A 22,250-nucleotide genomic window follows, 5' to 3' on the forward strand; every position below is an offset into this window, starting at 1 on the left:
AATTTGATTAGCAGTGAAAATAGAGAAAGCTAAACAGCTTACTTCAATAAAATTTAAGCGTATGACTGGAGTAAGCTGTCAAACCTTTGGGTTAATGGTGGATGTAGTTAAAGCTGATGCTCAAAAGAAAAAGAAAACAGGTCGTCCTACATTAGTTATTGAAGAGCAAGTTTTAATAGTGAATTCAGTATTGGAGAGAGTACTCAGATGCAAGAAGATGAGCCTGAAATGACTGCACAGGAAGTGATTAAGATAGTGCAACTTTTTGAGGAGAATGCAATTGAAGTTTACATTGATGGGGGATGGGGAGTTGATGCTTTGCTTGGAAAGCAAACTCGAACCCATACTGACTTAGATATAGCTGTTCAGCACAAAGATGTGGCTCAAATAAAAGTTTTGCTTGAAACTAGAGGCTATCAGGATAGGCTTTGCGACGATACACGCGATTGCAACTTTGTTCTGGTAGATCACCAAGGAAATGAAATCGATATTCATTCGTATACATTTGATTCAACCGGTAATCATGTTTATGGCATTGAATATCCGTATGACTCACTATCTGGACATGGCTTGATAGCTGGATATCCCCTAAGATGTATATCGCCTGAGTGGATGGTGAGGTTCCATACTGGATACGCGTTTGATGAAAACGATTACCGCGATGTTAAGGCGCTCTGTGACCATTTCGGCATCACGCTGCCTTTGGAGTACGAGGAGTTTGAGAAGAACTGTGGATAAGTGTTTAGGATGAGCCTGTCAAAAAAACTGCGCCTAATCTCTTGCCTCAGCAAAGATTCGATGACTTACTCCAGTGAGTCGTTTAAATTTACTTGAAGTAAGCTGTTTGGCTCTCCAAAATTTCACTGCTAATTAAAGTCCTAATCGTAAATTGGCAGACTTGCTACTATATCATAAAAAACTTTTGCAAGAGTTCTAATGAAACTAAAACCATGCAAATAGCTAAACGTAATGATTGGAAGACAGAACCTATGCCTTTTATATCCACAAATATAACGCTAGAAAAAGTTTACTCACAGGAAGAATTCAACCGAATTGCTGCTGGAGTAATTCCAGAACAGATGGAAGATAAGTGGTTCATTTTCTATGAAGCTCCTTGGCTATACTTGCATCGTAGTTGGACTGGTTTTTGCATTTTTAAAGTGTGTTTTGAGATGGTTACAGAAGGTGTAAAGATTACACAAGTGCAGGTAAATCGAGATGCAGCGCAGTACTCTAACACTGATGACGAGGGTGATGCCTCTATGTTAGAGATCTTGCTAGATTCACAAGTTGAACGTGATGTGCGAAATCAAATGCTCGGCTACATCAAAGGTCAATCCACTAATTAGGCATCCATAAAGGATGCCTGTCAGTATGAATTCAGCTATTGACTAGATTTTCTACAGTATCGGCATCGTTTGGCAATGCGGCTGTCAAAACTTCGCTGCCTTCAGTAGTAACTAAAACATCATCTTCAATGCGAATTCCACGCACATCGGCAAATTCAGATAAACGTTGCCAATTCACCACATTCTGATATTCTGAACGCACATTAGCATCATTTAAAATTGCTGGTACTTGATAAAAACCAGGCTCAATTGTGACTAACATTCCTGGACGCAGGGGACGATTTAAACGGAGGTAGCTTAAGCCAAAGCGATCGCTCCTTTCACGTCCCTCTTCATACCCGGCTAAATCGCCCAAATCTTCCATATCATGGACATCTAAACCCAATAGATGACCGATGCCATGAGGAAAAAACAGCGCGTGGGCATTGATTTCTACTAAATCTTCGGGATTTCCTTGTAAAATACCTAACTCTACTAAACCTTCAGCGATCGCTGTAGCCGCTAGCAGATGAATATCCCCATACTCTACACCAGGCTGGATTTTGGCAATACAAGCATCATGGGCTGTCAACACCACATTATAAATATCTCTTTGGGTAGATGAAAACTTACCCGAAACTGGCCACGTGCGAGTCACATCACCTGCCCAACCCATCTCAGTTTCAGCGCCAACATCGGCAAGCAGTAAGTTACCTGGTTGCAAACTATGGTGATACTGCTCGTTATGCAAAACTTCACCGTGAACAGTGACAATACTGTTGTAAGAGGTGGTCATATTGTGGGCAATAATTACCCCTTCCATCGCTGCCCGAACTTCAGCTTCTAGTTTGGCTTGGGGTGTTGCCGCCATCCCCGCTTTGTGAGCTTTTACAGTGACAGCCGCAGCTTTTCGCAACTCGGTTAATGCACCATCATCGTGGGTGAGGCGGAGAGAAACGATCGCCTTAGCTAACTCTAAGTCAATTCCTTGTGGAAGACTTTGTGGTAAAACCCATCTATTTAATAGCTGCGATTGCTGCGTCCAAGTAGCAGCATCTTGAACGGCAAGTGTAGCGGCATCTTCTAGCCAAGACTCTAACTCTGCCATTGGTCGAGCCACATCCGCCCCAATCTTCTCGGCTATTTCTTCGCGCGTTGGTGTTTCTCCATGCCAAAGGGCGCTGCTGGGTGAGGGGTCGTCGATGAATAGTTCTAACTTGCCCGCTTCTAGACGAATTGCCGCCTTTGGTAATGGCAGTCCGGCGAAATAAAGGAAATGACTGTTAGCACGAAACGGAAAGGTATTGGCGGGAAAGTTGCGCGAATTGTTGCTACCCGACCACAGAATTACTGGAAAATCAATGAGGTTGGCTAGTTGTTGCCGTCGGTGGCGTAAAGTATCGCCAAGGGAAGTAGAAGTTTGTTGGATAAGCATAAATGTAAACTCAAAGAAAAAGATAAAGGTGATAGTTTTGCCTGTATTTAGTCGTTATCGTCTTTATCGTCATCGTTTTTATCATCCTTGCGATCGCCATCTTTATCGTTGTCATCTTTGTCGTTCTGCTGAGGCTGTTGGTTAGGTTGTACGACTGGTTTTTCTTGCTCAGTTGGTGCAGGTGGCTGCGGTGCTTCAACAACACAACTAACTAATCCTCCAGAAATTAGCGTTAAGTTGACAGCAGCAAAGATGCTTCTGAAGATTTTTATCCTCACGTTTTCGGTTTGCTTTAACATTGACTCTAGTTTTTGGAGATTGTATTCCTAATTTCTAAGGTACTGTATATAGTGGTTCTCATTAAACAAGTGGGGGCACGGCACGCTATGCTTCTGCACCTTGCTACTGATAAATATATTGCTTTCTAACTTTCAAGGTGACTCTATCTAATGGGACAAATCATTACTCAAGTTGATGCTTTTACCAATACACCTTTCGCAGGTAATCCGGCTGCTGTCTGTGTTTTGCCTACTCCTCAAGATGAACGCTGGATGCAAAACGTGGCGCAGGAGATGAATTTATCTGAAACAGCTTTTCTAGTCAGACAGGATGATGGCTTTAATCTGCGTTGGTTTACGCCCACGGTGGAAGTGCCACTTTGTGGTCACGCAACTTTAGCTAGTGCTCATGTACTTTGGTCAGAGGGACATTTATCACCTGATGAAGTTGCACGTTTTTATACCAAAAGTGGAGTGCTGATTGCTAAGTTGCAAGGTGAGTGGATTGAGTTAGATTTTCCTGTGAATCACTCACAAGCAACAGTCGCCCCTCCAGAACTCAAGCAAGCTTTGGGTGTACCCTACAGATCTGTCTTGCAGAATTCACTAGGTTATCTAGTGGAATTGGAATCTGAAGAATTAGTACGGCAAATACAGCCTAATTTTCAACTACTTAAAACGTTACCGATTTCTGAGGTCATTGTCACCAGTCTCACTGACTTTGATTCTCAATATGATTTCGTTTCTCGCTTCTTTGCACCGGGATTAGGTATTAATGAAGACCCAGTTACAGGAGCGGCTCATTGCTGTCTTGCTTCCTTTTGGTGCGATCGCTTGCACAAAAATGAGTTTTTGGCTTATCAAGCATCCAATCGCGGTGGAGTCGTGAAGGTGTATTATGACGGGGGCGATCGCGTCTTTCTCGCGGGACAAGCGATAACTGTGCTGCGAGGGGAGTTATTTACTACATTAACCTAATATTACAAATCAATAATATCCGGCAAAAACTCACGGACATTCCGCAGGAAACGTATTTATTGGTAGTTCAGTTTCATTACTAGCAGCTTTCAATCCCCGATGATAGCACTGAGCTAAAACTTCTTCTGGATAAGACTTGAGGCTGGGACTCTCTTGCAGTAAATCTGCAATTTTGTAGCGCTGCTCATCAATAGTATTTCGCCAAGAGCCACTCCGCAAACTAGACTGATGTTGCCACTTGAGCAAATGCTGTAATAATACTTCCAAGCGGCTTTTCAACTCTCGTCGTTCTGACCGTCCCAAGCTTTCAATCTCCTCAATCACAGCATCCCAGTCTACTTGTGCAAATTGTCCAGCACGAATGAGTTGTACAGTTTTTTCTGTCCATGCTGCAAAGTCTGTTTCATACAACTGGGCTGCGCTTTTCGGAATCTGGGTCATGAGCTTGCTGCAATCTACCGTATACTACCTAAATTGGAGATACTTTACGCCCATTTTAACGTCAAGGAAGCGATCGCATCTTTTTAGCCATACGAGCCGTAACGCGCTTTGAACTATTGATCCTGAGGTGGCAGGTGTGGAATTTAACTTTTCAGACATCCTTTAATAAAAAACTTGCAAGTGAGGTGAAAAAATGGCAGCCGAGTATGATCGCATAGCTCTCCAGTTTCAAAAACTTAACAAATTGCCTTATCGCTTGTATGGTGAGGCATATACATACTTAAATTTAATCGGAGATGTTGCCGGAAAATCAATCCTCGATCTAGCTTGTGGAGAAGGATTTTTCACACGCTTGCTCAAACAGAATGGCGCTGCACGTTTGGTTGGTGTGGATATTTCCTCAGAAATGATCAAATTGGCAAAACTTGAAGAAGCCTTTGTTCCACTTAATATTGAATATATCATCGGTGATGTCATGGAAATTGGTTCTATTGGCAGCTTCGATCTTGTGGTAGTCTCCTACTTGCTCAATTGCGCTTCAACTAAAGAGCAACTACTTGAAATGTGTCAGGCCATAGCAATTCATCTGAAACCTGATGGTCGATTCGTCAGTTTGAACAATAATTTAGAACTGCTTCCAGAGTTTTATCATAAACATCAGAAATATGGCATTGCTAGAAAATGTGCCCAGTCGCTCCAGGAAGGTACTCCCATAACCTTAACATTGAGCATTCCTGATGATGGTGAGTCTATCAATATTGATAACTACTACCTTAGCCAAGCGACTTATGAATGGGCCTTGATGAGTGCTGGTTTTAAAGAGATCCGCTGGCACCATCCAATAGCCTGTCCCAAAGGCATACAGAAATTTGGCTCCGAGTTCTGGCAGGATTACATTGACTATCCCGATATGATAGGCATTACCTGCCTAAAATAGCGCGGCACAATCGCATTGTCAGGCAAAACAATCGCATTGTCAGGCGAAACAATCGCATTGTCAGGCGAAACAATCGTATTGCAGAAGATTGAGTTAAAATTGCACGTCAATACAAACACTAAACCGTAAGAGTGTACTTTTGCGAAGAAACAACTGTCACAATATTTAAACAAGCCTATATTTTTATTTCAAAAATGTCTGCTAAACACAAAGATAGTAGAGCTACTATCCAATCTCGTGATTGGCCAATTGAGCAATTACCTGGACTGAGCCATGAGGAACAATCTCAACTTCAAAATTGTGGAATTACTAGCACAGTAACCTTAGTCAAACAAGGTAAAACTCTAGAGTCAAGACTGGTGTTAGCAAATAAACTACAGATTCATCTTCAATATGTAAATAAATGGATGGCTTTAGCTGACTTGGCGCGTATTCCCAGTGTCGGGACACAATATTGTGGTTTATTGCTTCATGCAGGTATTGGTTCTGTAGTGCAGTTAGCTCAAACTCCCACTCACAGATTGCACCAACAAATTATGCGCTTGCAGGTAGCAACGATACAGCGCCGAGATTTGTGTCCAGCAATTGAGCTAGTACAACAGTGGAGTCAGCAAGCGAAAATAGTGCTGAGTGCTGAGTAGAGAGCAAAGGAGCAGGGGACAAGGGGGAATTATTGAACAAATCCCTCTCCGAAGTTCTGATGCCTACGGCGGGCTACGCCAACGCCGGAAGCCGGCGCTCAGACTTCTCTCCTTGTCTCCCCCCTCTCCCTTTTCTCTTCTTGATGCCCAATGCCCAATGCCCAATTCCCTAATCTTTAGCTAAAACACCATTAAGAAAGATATCAGCAAGTCCTTCGGCCATTTCCTGCATTTGTTGGGGAGAGGCATCAGGTTCGATGAGGGTGTTGTTAGAAAAACCTGCGATCGCAAACATTCCTAAGAAAACTTTCGCAACTAGTTTCGCGTCCCCTTGACGATAAATACCTTTATCCATCGCTGTTTGAAAGAATGCTTCACCCACATCAGTCATTTTAGTAATCACTTCTAATTGAATGCGATCGCGCAAATCGGGGTGAAACTGCACCTCCATAAAACAAACACGCATCAAATCGGCATTTTTTTGGAAATTCCACATCCGACGGCGCATCACCTGAGCTACGGCTTTATAGCTGCCCATTTCACTTAATTCTGTGAGCAAATCTGTAAGAATCTCTACCCAGCCACTCGTGGCTAATTCCACCAAAATTGCTTTTTTATTCGGAAAATGACGAAATAGAGTACCTTCAGCTATACCTGCTGCTTGTGCTAAGTCACGGGTAGTAGTACCGTCAAATCCCTGAGAGGCAAACAACCGTTGTGCTGCCTGTAAAATCCGGGTACGCGTCTGAGCCTCTGAGGGTGGGGAAGAATTAAAAACTCGCATAACAGTTATGGTGAAATATCCGGAACAGGACTTGTAGCATTATTGTCTAACGTCAAGTACAAAAAGCCCAAAAAGCTTAATACAAGATTAAGGCTCTTATTACTAAGTATCCTGTTATTTAGGTAATGTCACTTTATCTTAATTTTTGCTTATGAACCAGAGCAATCGGTCAATTTTGGATTTTATACTTCGTCGTGAGTGCGGCTTGACAGAGCGATCGCCAAACGTCTGTGTCGAAAGATTGGGGATTTTGGATTGCTCAGATCGAGTATCTGTCATATTACGGCGGTTATTTGTCACTTTGTTAACTTTAATTATCTTCTCGTGGGTATTACTGCCAGAAGTCGCTCTAGCTCAAACTCAGACAGCACCTCCTCAAGAAACCAAAACTCAAACTCCGCCAGTTGAAAGTTCAATCCAACCTTATCTCGATCGAGTTATTAAGCAGTTAACAGAGTTTCGCCTCGACAATGGTTTGAAATTCATTGTCTTGGAACGACATCAAGCACCCGTGGTTTCTTTTCTTACTTATGCGAATGTGGGTGGTGTGGATGAGCCAGATGGTAAAACTGGTGTAGCTCACTTTCTGGAACATTTGGCGTTTAAAGGCACAACGCGCATTGGTACACAAGACTACAAAAAAGAAAAACCGCTACTAGATACCTTAGAGCAGTTGAATGCTCAAATTAAAACAGCGAAAGCCGATGGCAAAAAAGCTGAGGTTATTCGGTTACAAACTGAGTTTGAGCAAGTGGAATCGCAAGCAGGCAAGCTCGTTAAGCAAAATGAATTAGGGCAAATTGTCGAACAAGCGGGAGGCGTGGGTTTAAATGCCAATACTTCAACCGAAGCCACTCGTTATTTTTACAGCTTTCCTGCCAATAAGCTAGAACTTTGGATGTCGTTGGAGTCAGAGCGATTTCTCGATCCGGTAATTCGTCGTGAGTTTTATAAAGAGAAAGATGTAATTTTAGAAGAACGACGGATGCGGGTGGAGAATTCACCCATTGGATTGATGGTGGAAAAGTTTATCGATAGTGCTTACAAAGCCCATCCCTACAGGCGTCCAGTGATTGGTTATGACGAAGATATCCGCAATCTGACACCAGAAGATGTCCAAAAGTTTTTTGATACTCACTACGTACCAAGTAATTTAGCGATCGCCATTGTCGGAGATGTCAATCCCACTCAGGTGAAAAAACTGGCGCAAACTTATTTTGGCCGTTTTCAAGCCAAAACCAAAGCTGTTGAACAAATCCCGGTAGAACCGCCACAACAACAAACACGGGAAGTTATGGTACAACTACCTTCTCAACCTTTGTATTTAGAAGGTTATCATCGTCCGGCAATTACCGATCCAGATAATGCCGTCTATGAAATCATTGGCAGTTTATTAAGTGATGGGCGCACATCGCGGCTATATAAGTCTTTGGTAGAAAAGCAACGTTTGGCGCTAAATGCTCAAGGTTACAGTGGATTTCCTGGAGATAAGTACCCAAACTTGATCTTTTTCTATGCTCTCACAGCTCCTGGTCATACAGTTGATGAGTTGGCGGTGGCTTTAAGTCAAGAAATTGACAAATTAAAAACTGAGCCTGTAGCGGCGGCTGATTTGCAACGGGTGAAAACCCAAGCACGGGCGAGTTTATTACGTACTCTCGATTCCAATATGGGCATGGCTCAACAATTATTGGAATATGAGGTGAAAACTGGCTCTTGGCGGAATTTGTTTAAGCAGTTGGATGACATTTCAGCGGTGACGACGGCTGATATTGTGCGAGTGGCAAAGGAGACGTTTACTCCAGAAAATCGCACGATTGGTAAATTGTTGTCGAAACAATCTTAAGAGAAAAGAACCACGAAGGACGCTAAGGAAAACAGTATGCAGAGGCACAAAATAAAGGGTAAAAGGCGGATGGTGTTTAAAATCAAAAACCTCAGTTGCGCTGTCAGCGCACCAAAGGTAAGGCTTAAAATCCAAAATGTAAAGGGGCTGATTTATGCTTTGGTTGCTGTTTTTGCGTGCTTACTTTTAACTTGTAATTTTTCTCTGGCGGCGACGGCTGAGGCGAAACATTATACAGAATTGCAGCTACCATCGCTACCTGAGATTAAGTTACCCAAGTATGAGCGGTTTGTGCTGCAAAATGGCTTGGTAGTGTATTTAATGGAAGATCACGAGTTACCGTTGGTGAATGGTACAGCGTTTGTACGGACAGGGAATCGCTTGGAACCAATGGAGAAAGTTGGGTTGGCTGGTTTTACAGGCGGGGTAATGCGAACTGGAGGAACTAAGAACCATTCGTCTGATGAACTCAACGAGATATTAGAACAACGGGCAGCATCTGTGGAAGTTGGTATTAGTGAAGCTTTTGGTAGTGCTAGCTTTGACGCACTCAGTGAAGATTTAGAAACGGTGTTTGGACTGTTTGCTGAGGTGCTGCGATCGCCTGTATTTGCTCAAGAAAAGCTAGACTTGGCTAAGACACAAGCTAAAGGTGGCATTGCCCGTCGTAATGACAATCCAGATGGGATTGCTAATCGAGAATTTAAGAAATTGCTCTATGGGAAAGATAGCCCTTATGCTCGCACGATAGAGTATGCAACGGTGGATAAGGTTGAGCGTGAGGATTTGCTCAAGTTTTATCAGCAATATTTCCACCCCAATAATATAATTTTGGGGATTGTGGGGGATTTTGAGAGTAAGAAAATGCGATCGCTCATTCAAGCTAAGTTTGGCGATTGGCAACGTAACCCAGGTATTGCTAAACCCACACTACCAAAGGTTTCACCAGCTAATACAGGTGGAGTCTTTTTTGTCAATCAGCCACAACTGACGCAAAGTAGTGTGCTTATCGGGCATTTGGGCGGGCGTTTCGATAATCCCGATTATGCAGCGCTGGATGTGTTGAATGGAGTGTTAAATGGATTTGGTGGACGCTTATTTAATGAATTGCGATCGCGTCAAGGTTTAGCTTACTCTGTCTACGGCCAGTGGAGTCCCCGCTACGATTATCCTGGCATATTTATCGCTGGTGGAGAAACGCGATCGGATGCTACTGTCCAGTTTGTCAAAGCCTTACAAGCTGAAATCAAGCGCACCCAAACTCAAAGAGTGACAGCAAAAGAACTAGCTTATGCTAAAGAGTCTACACTCAACTCCTTTGTGTTCAACTTTCAAGACCCCAGCCAAACCTTATCACGATTGATGCGATACGAATATTACGGCTATCCTGCTGATTTTCTCTTTCGCTATCAAAAAGCTGTCGCCGCCACCACGGCTGCTGATGTCCAACGGGTAGCCCGAGAATACCTCAAGCCAGAAAAGATTGTGACTTTAGTAGTGGGGAATCAAACCGCCATTCAACCGCCATTGACACAGTTAGCTAAACAGGTGACACCAATAGATGTCACAATTCCTGGTTCGCAGCCACAGGCGAAGAATTAATAGCGTAGATGAGTAGACACTCAATATCCAAATAAAATCGCAAGGCTCATATCCCTGATTTCTTAGACAATCGGGGATCTTGTTTTTAAAATAATTTTCTCCATTATCAGGAAATGACTCAGGACAAATTGGAGTAATAAGTAGAAACTAAATCAGGAACCAAAACCTCTGGGAACTCCAGAGGTTTTTTTTACTCTATTAATCTTTTTGGGAGCGATCGCTCCAGCATACACTTCTATGAAGCAGCAAAAATTGTCGCTCCTATCAGGTCAATTAGAGTAAGCTAAATTTAGGTTTCAACTACTGGGAGTGGAGATGATGTTGTTGGAATTAAAGCGCATCCACGTTCCACCAGGACAAAGAGTGCTACTGCGAGATGTCACCTGGCAGGAATTGGAAACAATTCTAGAGGATTTAGGGGAACACCGAGCAGCACGAATTGCTTATGACCGGGGAATGCTGGAGATTATGGCACCACTGCCAGAACATGAATATGACAAAGAAATTATTGGTGATTTAGTCAAAGCGCTTCTAGAAGAGTTGAGTACTGAATTCATTAGCCTTGGTTCTACCACTTTCAAAAACCAAGCAATGGCTCAAGGTATAGAACCCGATCAGTGTTTCTATATAAAAAATGAATCTAAGATTCGCGGCAAGAAGCGGCTAGATTTAGCAGTAGACCCTCCTCCAGATTTAGCTCTAGAAATTGATATTACTTCTCGTACTCACCCTAATATTTATGAAGCGCTAAAAGTGCCTGAGCTTTGGCGTTTTGATCGAGGAAATCTCCAAATTAATATTCTACAAAATGGTCATTATGTAGAATCTCAGCAAAGCCTAAATTTTCCTCTATTCTCATTAATTGAAGCGATTCCCCAATATCTGGAGCAAAGTACAACAGCAGGTAGAAATGCAACGCTCAAAGCTTTTCGGATTTGGGTACAAAAACAGATACAACAGCAATAAATTATGCTATTACCATAATTCACAACATACAGTGGATTTCAAGTTAGTGAAGTACACAAGCTAAGTTTTTAATTTAGGTATAAGGCAATACATTTAATAAACCAAAAACTCAGATGTAGAGACACGATTTATCGCATCTTGAAAGACTAATCATCTATACCTCTGACTCCTGAATTATGTTGTATAACTATTGCCAACCTTAGTATGAGCGGATAAATTGTACTTCTTTGAAGTCATTATCACCGTATTTTAATCTATGTTTGTTAAACCTCAAATATTTTTATCATTGCTTGTATTATTACTCTGTTTTGCTAGTCTATTTCTTAGTGCTTGGATTATTCTTCCTGCTCCGAATATGTTCCTACTCACGCTAGCAGTAGGAGCGCCAGAAGTCAGTCCTTGGTTATTATTATTAAATTTGCTCTTTTTATTGCTATCTTTATTCTATATCTGTCGCCGTCAACTACAACGTTTAGTTTGCGTTTTCAGTTTAATTGGATTGCTAATTTGTGGATGGGTGCTAGTGAATATCCCATCAACTCAAATGCAGATGGCTAAAGTGATGAAACAAGGGTTGGGAGCAAATTATCTAGAGCAAATTCCATCTCAAGTAAGGGCTAAGATGCAAACCTATCCTTTTAACTTAGTTAATTTCTTTCGGGGTATTGCATTAGGTAAAATGCGTTATCAAAAAGATATTCTCTTTGCTTCTCCTGGAGGATTGTCTTTAAAAATGGAAGTATATCAACCTCCAGAGGTAGGCAAATATCCAGTAGTGGTAGTAATTTATGGTGGAGCTTGGCAATATGGCAATACTCATGCCAATTCTGAGTTTAATCAATATATTGCTAATCATGGATATACAGTATTTGCGATCGACTATCGACATGCACCTAAATATCAGTTTCCATCTCAGTTAGATGATGTGCGTACAGCCTTGAATTTTATTTGCAAACATGCAGCTGAATATGAAGCCGATTCAGAACATATGGTACTCTTAGGACGTTCTTCTGGGGCACATCTAGCAATGCTAGCAGCTTATCAACCCGATGCACCACCGATTCGCGCTGTGGTGAACTATTATGGGCCTGTTAACTTAACTGAAGGATATAAAACACCACCAAATCCCGATCCTATAAATACCCGCGCTGTTTTAAAAGCATTTCTTGGTGGTTCTTTAGAAGAATTGCCTAATCAGTATCAAATTGCTTCCCCGATAAATTACCTAACACATCCTTTACCGCCAACTTTATTAATTTACGGTAGTCGCGACCATTTAGTAGAAGCGCGATTTGGTAGACAGATGTATGAAAGTTTACATGACTCTGGCAATACTGCGGTTTTTCTAGAAATTCCTTGGGCAGAACACGCTTTTGATGCTGTTTTCAACGGTGTGAGCAATCAATTAGCATTGTATTACACCGAGAGGTTTTTGGCTTGGGCGTTTTTCAGGCAATGATTTTATTCCTAGACTCATTCAAAAGTATTAAAAACTCATCACTCCTTACCTTTTTGAGGCCAGCGCCAATTATAGCGATTCCATTCATACATTCCTTGAATCTCATACTCAGCGCCATTAAAGAAGCGGACGACGCAATTAGTAGAGGAATCATCGCGTAGGCGTAGCCCATCGTAGACATCGCTAATTTCCTCGACCTTAATCACCATACAGGCAAACCACTCCCGCTTACAAGGCCCATTCTCCTGCACCCATTCCCATAGTGCATTGGAAACTTCAATGCGATCGCCTACTCTTAACTTTAGTGCATCCTCAAAATAAGAATACTTATCAAAATGATATGACTCAACACGATTCAACCACTGTAAACCATAGCGTTGGCGAATAAACTGTACCGTTCCAGAGTCCTTTTCTAGCAACCAGTCGTTGAGTAATTGCACTTTCCAAGTACGGTTGCGTTGTTCTTCATCCTTAACAAATTGTAAAAATGTTTCTAACTCTTCTGGGGTAAGTTCATCTAGAGGATTAGCAATATTTGATATTCCAGAGGTAGAATTTCCCTGAATTTGCTCGACCACTTGCAGTAATATCTGTTTTTGCGTGTCAGTGAGAGGACAGCTTGCTGCATCACAATCATTAAAGGCTGCGAACATAGCTACTTCAATCTCATCTGGAGTCATAATTTCATAGCAATTGAGGGCTTATTCTCCTAATTATTACAAATGTTAAATTCAAGTCTCCAATCACCCTGTAGTTAAATATAGACATAATTAAATGTAAGATGCCTAATATTCGGAGAAAACTTGATTCTGTCTCCTGTCTCCTGAGTTGTTGGCATCGGCTTGGTATTTTCTAGTGTTGACCTATTTATAACCTAGTTAGGAAAATTGCCATGACTCAAACTCAGCATTCCACAAAATTCCTGACTTTTGAGTAATTTCTGGCTTATGACGATCACACTGATACCCCTTATGAATTAGTGGATGGAGAGCTAGTAGAAATGCCAACTGAGAGCCAGGAAAATTGTGATATAGCCAGATTTCTATTATTCGAGTTGGCAAAGCGTTTTCCTATTATCTTGCTGGCTTACAAGGACATTGAAGTTGAAGTTAGTGGACGGTGAGCAACCTGTCGCCTACCCGATCTAGTGGTGCATACAGAAGAATTGAAAGCAGCTTTGATTGGCAGTCCTTGCAATCTGATTACCCGCGATATGCCCCTGTTTACGCTGGTGGTTGAAGTCGTCAGTCCCCGAACCGAGAACCGCAGCCGCGATTACCGTTACAAGCGCACGGAATATGCAGCTAGAGGCATTACTAAATACTGGATTGTCGATCCTGAGTTAAAACAAATCACTGTTTGCAAGTAGGTGGAGGGACAGTATGAAGATACAGTCTTGAAAGGTATGGCAACCATTGCATCAGATATAGTACCTGATTGGGAATTGCTCGTGGAGTAGATATTTGCAGTGGCGAATTAATCAGGGAAGTAGAGAATAGAGAGTAGGGGTATGTTGTAAGCTGAGGTTATCAGTTAATAATTATTGAATTAAATCACGGGGTCTTTTATGCGGTTGCGTTCGCTCACGGTCGTTTTTATTTCATGTCTGATTACCTTTCTATCGTGGGTGATTGTTCCCCCAGCTGTAGCCCTGACACAGATTAAACTATTTGATGTCTCTTATAAAGATTGTCCATCAGAACTAGCACAAGGCGCTGTTATCAGTAGTGGTAGCGCTGCTGCCAATTGTTTTCTTGTCGTTGGCAAAGCAGAAAATGGCACTAATAAAACAGTCTACGACGCAGATATTTTTGGACGCATCTATGATGCCAATAATGACTCGGTGATGCAAAACCGCACCCGGTTAGGCTCTATTACCGAGGTGCCACCAGGTATTAGCGATTTTGAATTGAGAATTTCTGTACCTGCAAATCAGCCTACTCCGTTGAAGCTAAAACAGTTCAAGGCTGCCGGGTTTAGTGGTCAAGTGCGTAGGTAATTCGTAATTCATAAAAAATTGTAGAGACGCTTGTATACTTAACGTCTCTACACAATTCTTTACCAAGGTAGTAATCAAAATCTTTTTATAAGGGCAGGTTAGCTGGAATGGCACTCAGAAGCCCACTAACTAGATTGAGTGCTAAGAAAGCTAAGATCGGCGAAAAATCTATTCCGCCCAATGGGGGAATAATTGAGCGAAATAGATTCAGATAAGGATCGGTTATTTGGGCTAAAGCGGCAAATGGCTGGTTATACCAGTTGATTGTCGGGAACCAGGTTAGCAAAACCCGGATAATTAGCAAATAGCTATAAAAGGTGACAAAGGTAATTAGTGTCGTAATCAGTAAACTCATGGATAGCTTTGTTTCCTACTAGGTGTCAAACGCGGTCTTATCTTTTAATTTTAATTTAGTCCAAAGTCAAAAGGTTTGCGGATTCCACGTTTACCACACTTGACTCTTTCACCACGCCTGAACAAAATTCAGGAGTCTTTAGTGAGGGAGCGGTCATTGGTTGCTTGGGGTGAACCGCCATTAACATTTCCCAGTTGCTTTCGCACTTCATCAATTGTGGCATTTAGTTGGGCAATTTTATCTTCTAGCGATCGCCTCGCCGTTTCTATGCCGATGCTTTCACTTTCTGAGGCTTTCATCTGACGCCGCTTTGCTGCTATTTTCTTAGCTTCGCCTTGGCTATCTGTCAGTTCTGTCTCCTCTTCTACTAACAATTCTGGCTCGCGTCGAGAAGCAATCAGTGCCCCGATAACACCGCCAAATACACCACCAACAAACGCCCCTGCTAAAAAGCCACTGCCAAAACCATCTCGCTGACTCATATCTTTACCGCCTTGAACAAACCTTGCAACTTTTACAGTAGTTATGCTATTTTTCTGCCCTAGCTGCATACTAGCTTAAGTCCCAAAGATGCGATCGCCTGCATCTCCCAATCCCGGTACAATATATCCCTTACTGTCCAGTTTTTCGTCAATTGTCGCGGTGTAAATTATTAAACCTGGATAAGCTTCACTCAATTTTTGCAAAGCTGGTGGAGCCGCTACTACACAAACTATCCGCGTCAGGGCTGGGTCAGCACCCCGTTGTGTTAATTCTGCCATTGTCGCCATAATAGACCCTCCGGTTGCCAACATTGGATCGGTAACCAACACTCGTGTTTGGGGGTCAAATTTTTCTGGTAATTTGTTCAGATAACAATGAGGTTGCAGTGTCTCTTCATCTCGCGCCAAACCAAGGTGGTAAATCGATGCTAAAGGCAGTAAAGTCTGCGCCCCCTCTAGTAATCCTAGCCCAGCCCGCAGAATCGGCACTACTGCCATAGGCACTTGCGGATCAATCACCGTTGCTAGACAGGTATCTAAGGGACTCTGTACTGCTGTTTCTTGAGTCGGCAACCAGTCTCGTGCAGCTTCATAAGTTAGCCATCTTCCTAACTCAGTCATGGCACTGCGGAACAATACTGAAGGCGTGCCTGCATCACGGGCAACTGCTAACCAGTGCTTGATCAGGGGATGGGGTGGAACATAAACGCGCAATTGTAGCGTCATAGCCAGAAATAGGCGCCTTTTTATTGTATAACAACTGAAACACCATAATACTCTTTCTTGCATCCGGCTGACAGCTTAAAATTGACAATCTCAATTTTATTGATAAAAATTTTCATTAATAGTTGACATAAATTCTCAATCAAGGCTATATTCTTATATAGTGTTCTCCTCTCTTTTAAGGATCGGCAGACGGGATTAGCCAGCAGTAGCAGGCTCGTCCCTCTTTTTTTTTTGATTGGGGATTAGGCACTGGGCATTGGGGATTAGGCACTGGGCATTGGGGATTGGGCATGGGGGAGAATAACTAATGACAAATGACTAATAACTAAAATGCAAGATATTGATGCGATCGTGATTGGGTCTGGGATTGGCGGATTAGTAACAGCGACCCAGTTAGCGGCGAAGGGAGCGAAAGTGCTGGTACTGGAACGTTATTTGATTCCAGGTGGTAGCGCTGGTTATTTTGAACGCCAAGGCTATCGATTTGATGTTGGCGCATCAATGATTTTTGGGTTGGGACAGAACGGTACAACCAACTTACTTACTCGTGCATTATCAAGTGTAAATGTCAGCCTAGAAGCGATCGCAGATCCGGTACAGATTCACTATCATCTACCCCAAGGTTTAGACCTGAAGGTTGACCGGGTTTATGAAAAATTTTTGCAAAATCTTACTGTTCATTTTTGCCACGAAGAACAAGGGATTCGTCGCTTTTATGACGAATGCCAAAAAGTATTCAAGTGTCTCAACAGCATGGATTTGCTGTCGTTGGAAGAACCTCGGTATTTACTGCGCGTATTTTTCCAGCATCCTTTAGCGTGTCTCGGTTTAGCTAAGTATCTGCCCCAAAATGCCGGGAATGTAGCACGGCGTTACATCAAAGACCCGCAATTATTGAAATTTATCGATATGGAATGTTATTGCTGGTCGGTAGTTCCATCAGACATGACACCAATGATTAATGCTGGAATGGTCTTTTCTGATAGACATTATGGTGGAGTTAACTATCCTAAAGGCGGGGTCGGACAAATTGCTCAAAAACTGGTGCAAGGTCTAAAGAAAGCTGGAGGTAAGATTCAGTACCAAGCTAGAGTAACAAAAATTCTCACAGATCAGGGAAAAGCCGTAGGTGTGCAACTGGCTAATGGTAAAGTATACCAGGGTAAACGTATAGTTTCTAATGCTACACGCTGGGATACATTTACACAATTACTACCGGCAGAAGAAATGCCACATAATGAGAAAAAATGGCAACAAAACTATCAAAAATCTCCAAGCTTCTTGAGTTTGCATATAGGAGTCAAGGAGTCAGTTTTACCTGTGGGGACAGAGTGTCACCATATTTTGCTGGAAGACTGGGAAAAGATGACAGCAGCAGAAGGCACAGTGTTTGTTTCGATTCCCACATTGCTTGACCCAGATTTAGCACCAAATGGATATCAGATCATTCATGCCTTCACACCTCACTGGATTGAGGATTGGCAAGAACTTTCTCCCAGTGAGTACAAAGCGAATAAAGAAAAGGCGGCTTGGCGAATTATTGACCGCCTAGAGAAGATTTTTCCTGGTTTAGATGCCGGATTGGATTATCTGGAGGTGGGGACACCGCGCACCCATCGCCGCTTTTTGGGTCGTGAGGATGGCACTTATGGGCCAATTCCCCGACGTAAGTTATGGGGGTTATTGAATATGCCCTTTAATCGCACAGCTATTTCAGGACTTTATTGTGTAGGAGATAGTACCTTTCCTGGTCAAGGGTTGAATGCAGTTGCTTTTTCTGGGTTTGCTTGCGCCCACCGCATTGCCGTAGATTTAGGATTTTAAAATTATAGTACTTTTTCTAACACAATGGTAAGGTTTCCTACTCCGGCTCTGCAACTTTTTGGTTCTGAAAATTAGCTAACTCTGATGCTAGAGTTTCTTCTAGCGCATTCAGTATTGCTTGCGGATCAACAGCTTCTTTCATTATTTCGGCCTGCTGATCAGAGCGATTTTTGACATTGGGAATATCTTCGCGTAATTCCTCAACTAAGGCGATAAGTTTCGCAATTTTCTGCTCAGAGAGCAGGTTAAGCTGAAGGCTAAGTTGCGCCCTTTGCTCTGCTAATTTTTCCTGGCGCTCTTGTTTAATCAACACCCCTGTTGTTACTAACAGGGAACCTGCGGTCAGTGAAAATTGTAGCCAAGAAAACGGTGCAGGGTCGAATCTTGATATGCCTAAACGTCGTGGTAAAACATTGGGTGTTACCCACAGAATAATTCCTAATAGGATGCTATACAGGAATGCCGGACGACCAAAAAAGGCTGTTACTGTTTCTACAACCCGTTGATGTCTAGGTATATCTTTTTCATAACGTCTGTGCAGTGCAATAATAGTTTCGATATTTTGACTAATCTCTTCCGGTAATGGAGCAGTGGGTAAAATGGTTGGGCAAGGTGCTGAAGGTGATACTTGTGGTGAATCTTTTGGATTTGGTTTATCTTGGGAGAACATGGATAGTTTTTTTCTACTACTGATTCCTCTAATTAAATAACTTAAGTTTTAAGTATAGATGTATACTGTTAGGTAGAAAAGAAAGATGAAAGTACCTATAGACAGATATTGGTAGATTGCGATTGTTATCAAATTGAGTAGAGATTTTGAAACAAAATCACAGCATCAAGTTTCAGTCATCAGCCGCGATACGCAAATGCATTCGTGCGTGTATGCGGTAGGTTACGCCACGCTCAAAATCGATTTGATTGATTCTTTACCGTACCTTTCTCACTGCAATTTACAAAATTTTTCATAATTGTGCTTTAATGGTGGGCGGTTTTTGTTTTTAAGAATCTTCCTCACACACAAAGCGATCGCTGATGCTACTCACATACAAAGAAAATATTGTAAAATTCAGCTGGCTTCTACCCAGTTTCTTAAGCTTGCTCCTCTTTGGCTCCACTGTCAAAGCTAATGCTGCGATCGCAAATTGGCATTTTGACAGCAATCGCAACCATCTGGACTTCACCACAGATGAAAATGTTCAACCCAAAGTGCAACTATTTACTAACCCTACCCGTCTGGTAATTGATTTACCTGGAGTTACACTAGGATATCCACAGACTAATCAAAGAGTGGGGTTAGTTATTAAAGAAATTCGTATCGAGCAGTTTAATGTAGAGACTACCCGTATGGTAGTTACTTTAGCACCCGGTTATACCTTTGATTTAGCACAGGTACAACTGCAAGAGGAATCCTCCAATCATTGGTCTGTGCAGTTACCCAAGCCAATACGATTGGCCACAACCCAGCCGCAATATCTAGAGATAACTCCGAGTATTGCTCCAAGAGTGAATGATAATAGTACTCTCTTTGCTGGCGTGGTTCCAATGCATTCACCGATGAAAGCGCTGGAACCTCAAATTAAAACCTTAATGAGTCGCTACAGTTTTCTGAAAACAGGAATGTTTTTTCTGGATTTGGATACTGGGGATTATTTGGATATTGGAGGCGATCGCGTTTTTCCAGCTGCTAGTACAATCAAACTGCCAATTCTCATCGCCTTTTTTCAGGATTTAGATGCTGGTAAAGTCACCCTTCAGGAAAACCTGACTATGCGGCGTGACTTAGTTACTAATGGTTCTGGAATTATGCAGTATGAGCGAGTTGGGAAGAAGTACACAGCTTTGGAAACTATCACTAAGATGATTACCATCAGTGATAATACCGCTACCAACATGATTATTGATCGCTTAGGTGGAGCGGCAAAACTAAATCAGCGCTTCCGTAGTTGGGGACTGAAAGACACAGTAATTCGCCATCTTTTAGCTGACTTGAGAGGAACCAATACCACAAGTTCTCAAGATATGGCGCGGGTGCTGGCTTTAGTTGTGAATAACAAGCTAGTTTCTTTACAAAGTCGGGAGCAGGCCTTAGATATTCTGCGTCACACCACAATTCACACACTGCTTCCTGCTGGTTTAGGAAAAGGTGCAGTCATTGCCAACAAAACTGGAGATATCGGCTTTCTCATTGGCGATGCGGGATTTGTTACTATGCCCAATGGTAAGCGCTACTTGGCCGCCATCTTCGTTACCCGTCCCTATAAGGACACCAGAGGGAGAGACTTTATTCGTCAAGTTTCCCAACTAGTTTACGATTACCTGAATCAGCTGAACCCAGTTGCTTCGGTTGATTCGCCTAATAATACTACAAGATAGGAGATGCGATCCTGAATCATTCGTGAGAAACAAGATCCTCGACTTCGTAAAAGTTGTCGGGGATATGTGGGTTGCAATTCTCACAAATCAAATAGAAATGCTATATGACGGTTCCTGCTTGAGTGAAATACACTATGGGATAATGGAGTATTGTTGATCGAAGGTGAAGAGTTTTTGCGTAGGCATAGTCCGTCGTAGACATCGCACTTAATTATACTTTGGCGAGAGTGATAAAAGAGGGTTATTGACAGCAAAGAGTTTATCATTCCCCTTCATGTGGGAGAGAAACTACCTGAACTTTGATGGGGTCTCTGTGGTTCGATATCATGCAGTTGATTGTAAATAAGCCTAGAGGGATTTTGACCCTAAAAACTGCGAAAGTAGATTAATTTTTTACACGCGCTTTTACACCGTTGCCTAGTTCGTTGGTGATTGCACGACCAACCGAATAACTAACACAAAGCACAAGTTAAAACTCCCAGCTGATGGAGCCAACGATTGTCAAGGGGTCACCTCTGTTGATACCGACTCTGCTGTAGGAAGCATCTGCATAGTCAATATTAAATAGATTACGAATATTGATCGCACTCTTAAAACCTCCTCTGCGGTAATAAATTGCTGCATCGGTACGCAAGTAATTATCTAATTGAAATGAGTTAGCCAAATCTCCCTCTCGCTCACCCACATAAAACAATCCCAGACCAAATCCCAAACCTTCTAAATCTCCCGTTTGAATTGTATAGGTTGTCCAGAGGCTAGCTTGATTCTCTGGTACGCCACCCAATCGATTGCCAACTGCAAACCTGTTATCTGCGGTGATTTCGGCATCGGTGTAGGCATAAGAGGCAATCACCTTCAGCCCTTGGAAAATTTCACCCGCAATATCCAACTCAATCCCTTGACTCCGTTGCTCCCCGATTTGAATAGAAAACCCAGGGTTATTAGGATCGGTATTTGTAATATTTGTTTTAGTGAGATGATAGGCTGCCAAGGTAGTCGAAAGCTTGCCGTCGAGAAAGTCAGTTTTAACGCCGACTTCATACTGGGTTCCCCTCATTGGCTCAAACAGTTCACCATTTGCGCTGCGTCCTGCGGTTGGTACAAAAGAGCGACTGTAGCTGGCATAGAGAGAAACCGTGTCGCTGGGTTGATACAACAAGCCGATGCGGGGGCTGAAAGCACCATTATTCTCTACTGCTGCATCAATTCCGTCTCCAAATGTGTTACTCTCAGATGAAATCCAATCATATCGACCACCAATTAGAAGTTTCAGGCTGTCACTAAATGCAACCTGATCCTGAAGATAGACCCCATAAGATTGAGTTGTGCCAATGCTGCCTTGAAAGCTTAATTCAGAATCGGGTTTTGGAACATCGTAGTTTGGGTTAAGAAGGTCTAGAGGAGGCAGATCGTTACTGGAAAATCCTCCTGGATCGCTGGGTACAACATTACGATTGGCATCGAAGCCCACTAAGAGTTGATGTGCAATCGATCCGGTAGTAAACTTCCCAAGTAAGTCAATCTGCCCAAAATAGTTATTGAACTCATAACCACTATCCCCCCCATCGTATGTAAAGCCTGTCAAAAAGCGATCGCCTTCTAGTGCGCCAGCATAAGCTCGATTGTCACGTTTGATATCATTAAGAGAGACAGCGATATTGTTACGAATTTGCCAATTATCGCTAAACTTATGGTTTAGAGTTCAGGGGGCGACAGGGGAGCTAAAGAGCTTGCTGTATAAGTGACATAGCTTTCAAACCCTGGCGATAAAACCTCTGTTTATTGCGAATAGAACC

The 22,250-nt window shown here is 42.5% G+C and carries 23 protein-coding genes and 2 pseudogenes; 14 read left to right on the forward strand and 11 right to left on the reverse strand.

The window, feature by feature from the left end:
• Positions 1-13: 13 nt before the first annotated feature.
• The 3 genes and pseudogenes from V7K89_RS08850 to V7K89_RS08860 all read left to right on the forward strand — a co-directional run.
• Positions 14-203 (forward strand): annotated as a pseudogene (locus V7K89_RS08850) (IS5/IS1182 family transposase); the annotation flags it as partial.
• A 4-nt stretch (positions 204-207) separates the two neighbouring features.
• Positions 208-738 (forward strand): nucleotidyltransferase domain-containing protein, encoded by a 531-nt coding sequence (locus tag V7K89_RS08855; protein ID WP_335186303.1) that lies wholly within the window; start codon positions 208-210, stop codon positions 736-738.
• Between the two features lie 212 nt (positions 739-950).
• On the forward strand, positions 951-1,349 hold the full coding sequence (locus V7K89_RS08860; protein ID WP_335186305.1) for a hypothetical protein: 399 nt from the start codon (positions 951-953) through the stop codon (positions 1,347-1,349).
• Positions 1,350-1,380: 31 nt separating this feature from the next.
• On the opposite strand, the gene V7K89_RS08865 is transcribed toward V7K89_RS08860, so the two are convergent.
• Both V7K89_RS08865 and V7K89_RS08870 read right to left on the reverse strand, forming a co-directional pair.
• The gene (locus V7K89_RS08865) at positions 1,381-2,763 is read right to left on the reverse strand and encodes an aminopeptidase P family protein (RefSeq protein WP_335186307.1); all 1,383 of its coding nucleotides are present in this window, start codon (positions 2,761-2,763) and stop codon (positions 1,381-1,383) included.
• Between the two features lie 47 nt (positions 2,764-2,810).
• The gene (locus V7K89_RS08870; RefSeq protein ID WP_335186309.1) at positions 2,811-3,062 is read right to left on the reverse strand and encodes a hypothetical protein; all 252 of its coding nucleotides are present in this window, start codon (positions 3,060-3,062) and stop codon (positions 2,811-2,813) included.
• 150 nt (positions 3,063-3,212) lie between these two features.
• On the opposite strand from V7K89_RS08870, the gene V7K89_RS08875 reads away from it, so the two are divergent.
• Complete coding sequence (locus V7K89_RS08875) at positions 3,213-4,019, forward strand: PhzF family phenazine biosynthesis protein (protein WP_335186310.1); 807 nt, start codon at positions 3,213-3,215, stop codon at positions 4,017-4,019.
• Between the two features lie 30 nt (positions 4,020-4,049).
• Here the strand turns inward: V7K89_RS08875 and V7K89_RS08880 are convergent, their stop codons facing one another.
• On the reverse strand, positions 4,050-4,460 hold the full coding sequence (locus tag V7K89_RS08880; protein ID WP_335186312.1) for a DUF29 domain-containing protein: 411 nt from the start codon (positions 4,458-4,460) through the stop codon (positions 4,050-4,052).
• 193 nt (positions 4,461-4,653) lie between these two features.
• Here V7K89_RS08880 and V7K89_RS08885 point away from each other — a divergent pair, with 193 nt between their 5' ends.
• Positions 4,654-5,397: a class I SAM-dependent methyltransferase gene (locus tag V7K89_RS08885; protein ID WP_335186313.1), complete on the forward strand. Its 744-nt coding sequence runs from the start codon at positions 4,654-4,656 to the stop codon at positions 5,395-5,397.
• 194 nt (positions 5,398-5,591) lie between these two features.
• Positions 5,592-6,038 carry a DUF4332 domain-containing protein gene (locus V7K89_RS08890; RefSeq protein WP_335186315.1) on the forward strand — a complete coding sequence of 149 codons (447 nt, stop codon included), beginning with the start codon at positions 5,592-5,594 and terminating at the stop codon, positions 6,036-6,038.
• 169 nt (positions 6,039-6,207) lie between these two features.
• Here the strand turns inward: V7K89_RS08890 and V7K89_RS08895 are convergent, their stop codons facing one another.
• Positions 6,208-6,822, reverse strand: coding sequence for a TetR/AcrR family transcriptional regulator (locus V7K89_RS08895; RefSeq protein WP_335186317.1), 615 nt, complete (start codon positions 6,820-6,822; stop codon positions 6,208-6,210).
• 151 nt (positions 6,823-6,973) lie between these two features.
• Between V7K89_RS08895 and V7K89_RS08900 the strand changes: the two genes are divergently transcribed.
• The 4 genes from V7K89_RS08900 to V7K89_RS08915 all read left to right on the forward strand — a co-directional run bounded on the left by V7K89_RS08900 (position 6,974) and on the right by V7K89_RS08915 (position 12,695).
• Positions 6,974-8,668 (forward strand): M16 family metallopeptidase, encoded by a 1,695-nt coding sequence (locus V7K89_RS08900; protein WP_335186319.1) that lies wholly within the window; start codon positions 6,974-6,976, stop codon positions 8,666-8,668.
• Between the two features lie 36 nt (positions 8,669-8,704).
• Complete coding sequence (locus tag V7K89_RS08905) at positions 8,705-10,270, forward strand: M16 family metallopeptidase (protein ID WP_335186321.1); 1,566 nt, start codon at positions 8,705-8,707, stop codon at positions 10,268-10,270.
• Between the two features lie 318 nt (positions 10,271-10,588).
• Positions 10,589-11,236, forward strand: coding sequence for a Uma2 family endonuclease (locus V7K89_RS08910; RefSeq protein ID WP_335186346.1), 648 nt, complete (start codon positions 10,589-10,591; stop codon positions 11,234-11,236).
• A gap of 256 nt (positions 11,237-11,492) precedes the next feature.
• Positions 11,493-12,695 (forward strand): alpha/beta hydrolase, encoded by a 1,203-nt coding sequence (locus tag V7K89_RS08915; RefSeq protein ID WP_335186323.1) that lies wholly within the window; start codon positions 11,493-11,495, stop codon positions 12,693-12,695.
• Between the two features lie 38 nt (positions 12,696-12,733).
• Here the strand turns inward: V7K89_RS08915 and V7K89_RS08920 are convergent, their stop codons facing one another.
• Together V7K89_RS08920 and V7K89_RS08925 are read right to left on the reverse strand one after the other, a co-directional pair.
• Complete coding sequence (locus tag V7K89_RS08920; protein ID WP_335186325.1) at positions 12,734-13,375, reverse strand: hypothetical protein; 642 nt, start codon at positions 13,373-13,375, stop codon at positions 12,734-12,736.
• 198 nt (positions 13,376-13,573) lie between these two features.
• Positions 13,574-13,756 carry a hypothetical protein gene (locus V7K89_RS08925; protein WP_335186327.1) on the reverse strand — a complete coding sequence of 61 codons (183 nt, stop codon included), beginning with the start codon at positions 13,754-13,756 and terminating at the stop codon, positions 13,574-13,576.
• Between the two features lie 86 nt (positions 13,757-13,842).
• On the opposite strand from V7K89_RS08925, the gene V7K89_RS08930 reads away from it, so the two are divergent.
• Both V7K89_RS08930 and V7K89_RS08935 read left to right on the forward strand, forming a co-directional pair.
• Positions 13,843-14,064, forward strand: coding sequence for a Uma2 family endonuclease (locus V7K89_RS08930; protein WP_335186329.1), 222 nt, complete (start codon positions 13,843-13,845; stop codon positions 14,062-14,064).
• A gap of 198 nt (positions 14,065-14,262) precedes the next feature.
• A complete protein-coding gene (locus V7K89_RS08935; RefSeq protein ID WP_335186332.1) occupies positions 14,263-14,694 on the forward strand; it encodes a biotin carboxylase in 432 nt (143 codons plus the stop codon).
• An 85-nt stretch (positions 14,695-14,779) separates the two neighbouring features.
• Here V7K89_RS08935 and V7K89_RS08940 read toward each other — a convergent pair whose 3' ends face one another.
• The 3 genes from V7K89_RS08940 to upp all read right to left on the reverse strand — a co-directional run bounded on the left by V7K89_RS08940 (position 14,780) and on the right by upp (position 16,257).
• On the reverse strand, positions 14,780-15,049 hold the full coding sequence (locus tag V7K89_RS08940; protein WP_335186334.1) for a YggT family protein: 270 nt from the start codon (positions 15,047-15,049) through the stop codon (positions 14,780-14,782).
• 128 nt (positions 15,050-15,177) lie between these two features.
• On the reverse strand, positions 15,178-15,531 hold the full coding sequence (locus tag V7K89_RS08945) for a hypothetical protein (RefSeq protein WP_335186336.1): 354 nt from the start codon (positions 15,529-15,531) through the stop codon (positions 15,178-15,180).
• A 75-nt stretch (positions 15,532-15,606) separates the two neighbouring features.
• Entirely contained in the window at positions 15,607-16,257 is a 651-nt protein-coding gene (gene upp, locus V7K89_RS08950; protein WP_335186338.1) for a uracil phosphoribosyltransferase, read from the reverse strand.
• A 330-nt stretch (positions 16,258-16,587) separates the two neighbouring features.
• Here upp and crtH point away from each other — a divergent pair, with 330 nt between their 5' ends.
• The gene (gene crtH / locus V7K89_RS08955; protein ID WP_335186340.1) at positions 16,588-18,081 is read left to right on the forward strand and encodes a carotenoid isomerase; all 1,494 of its coding nucleotides are present in this window, start codon (positions 16,588-16,590) and stop codon (positions 18,079-18,081) included.
• Between the two features lie 37 nt (positions 18,082-18,118).
• Here crtH and V7K89_RS08960 read toward each other — a convergent pair whose 3' ends face one another.
• Complete coding sequence (locus tag V7K89_RS08960; protein WP_335186342.1) at positions 18,119-18,751, reverse strand: DUF1003 domain-containing protein; 633 nt, start codon at positions 18,749-18,751, stop codon at positions 18,119-18,121.
• A gap of 362 nt (positions 18,752-19,113) precedes the next feature.
• On the opposite strand from V7K89_RS08960, the gene V7K89_RS08965 reads away from it, so the two are divergent.
• Entirely contained in the window at positions 19,114-20,454 is a 1,341-nt protein-coding gene (locus V7K89_RS08965; RefSeq protein WP_335186344.1) for a serine hydrolase, read from the forward strand.
• Positions 20,455-20,923: 469 nt separating this feature from the next.
• On the opposite strand, the pseudogene V7K89_RS08970 reads toward V7K89_RS08965, so the two are convergent.
• Positions 20,924-22,141 (reverse strand): annotated as a pseudogene (locus tag V7K89_RS08970) (TonB-dependent siderophore receptor); the annotation flags it as partial.
• Positions 22,142-22,250: the final 109 nt, after the last annotated feature.

This window comes from Nostoc sp., assembly GCF_036917515.1.
Lineage (GTDB): Bacteria > Cyanobacteriota > Cyanobacteriia > Cyanobacteriales > Nostocaceae > Nostoc.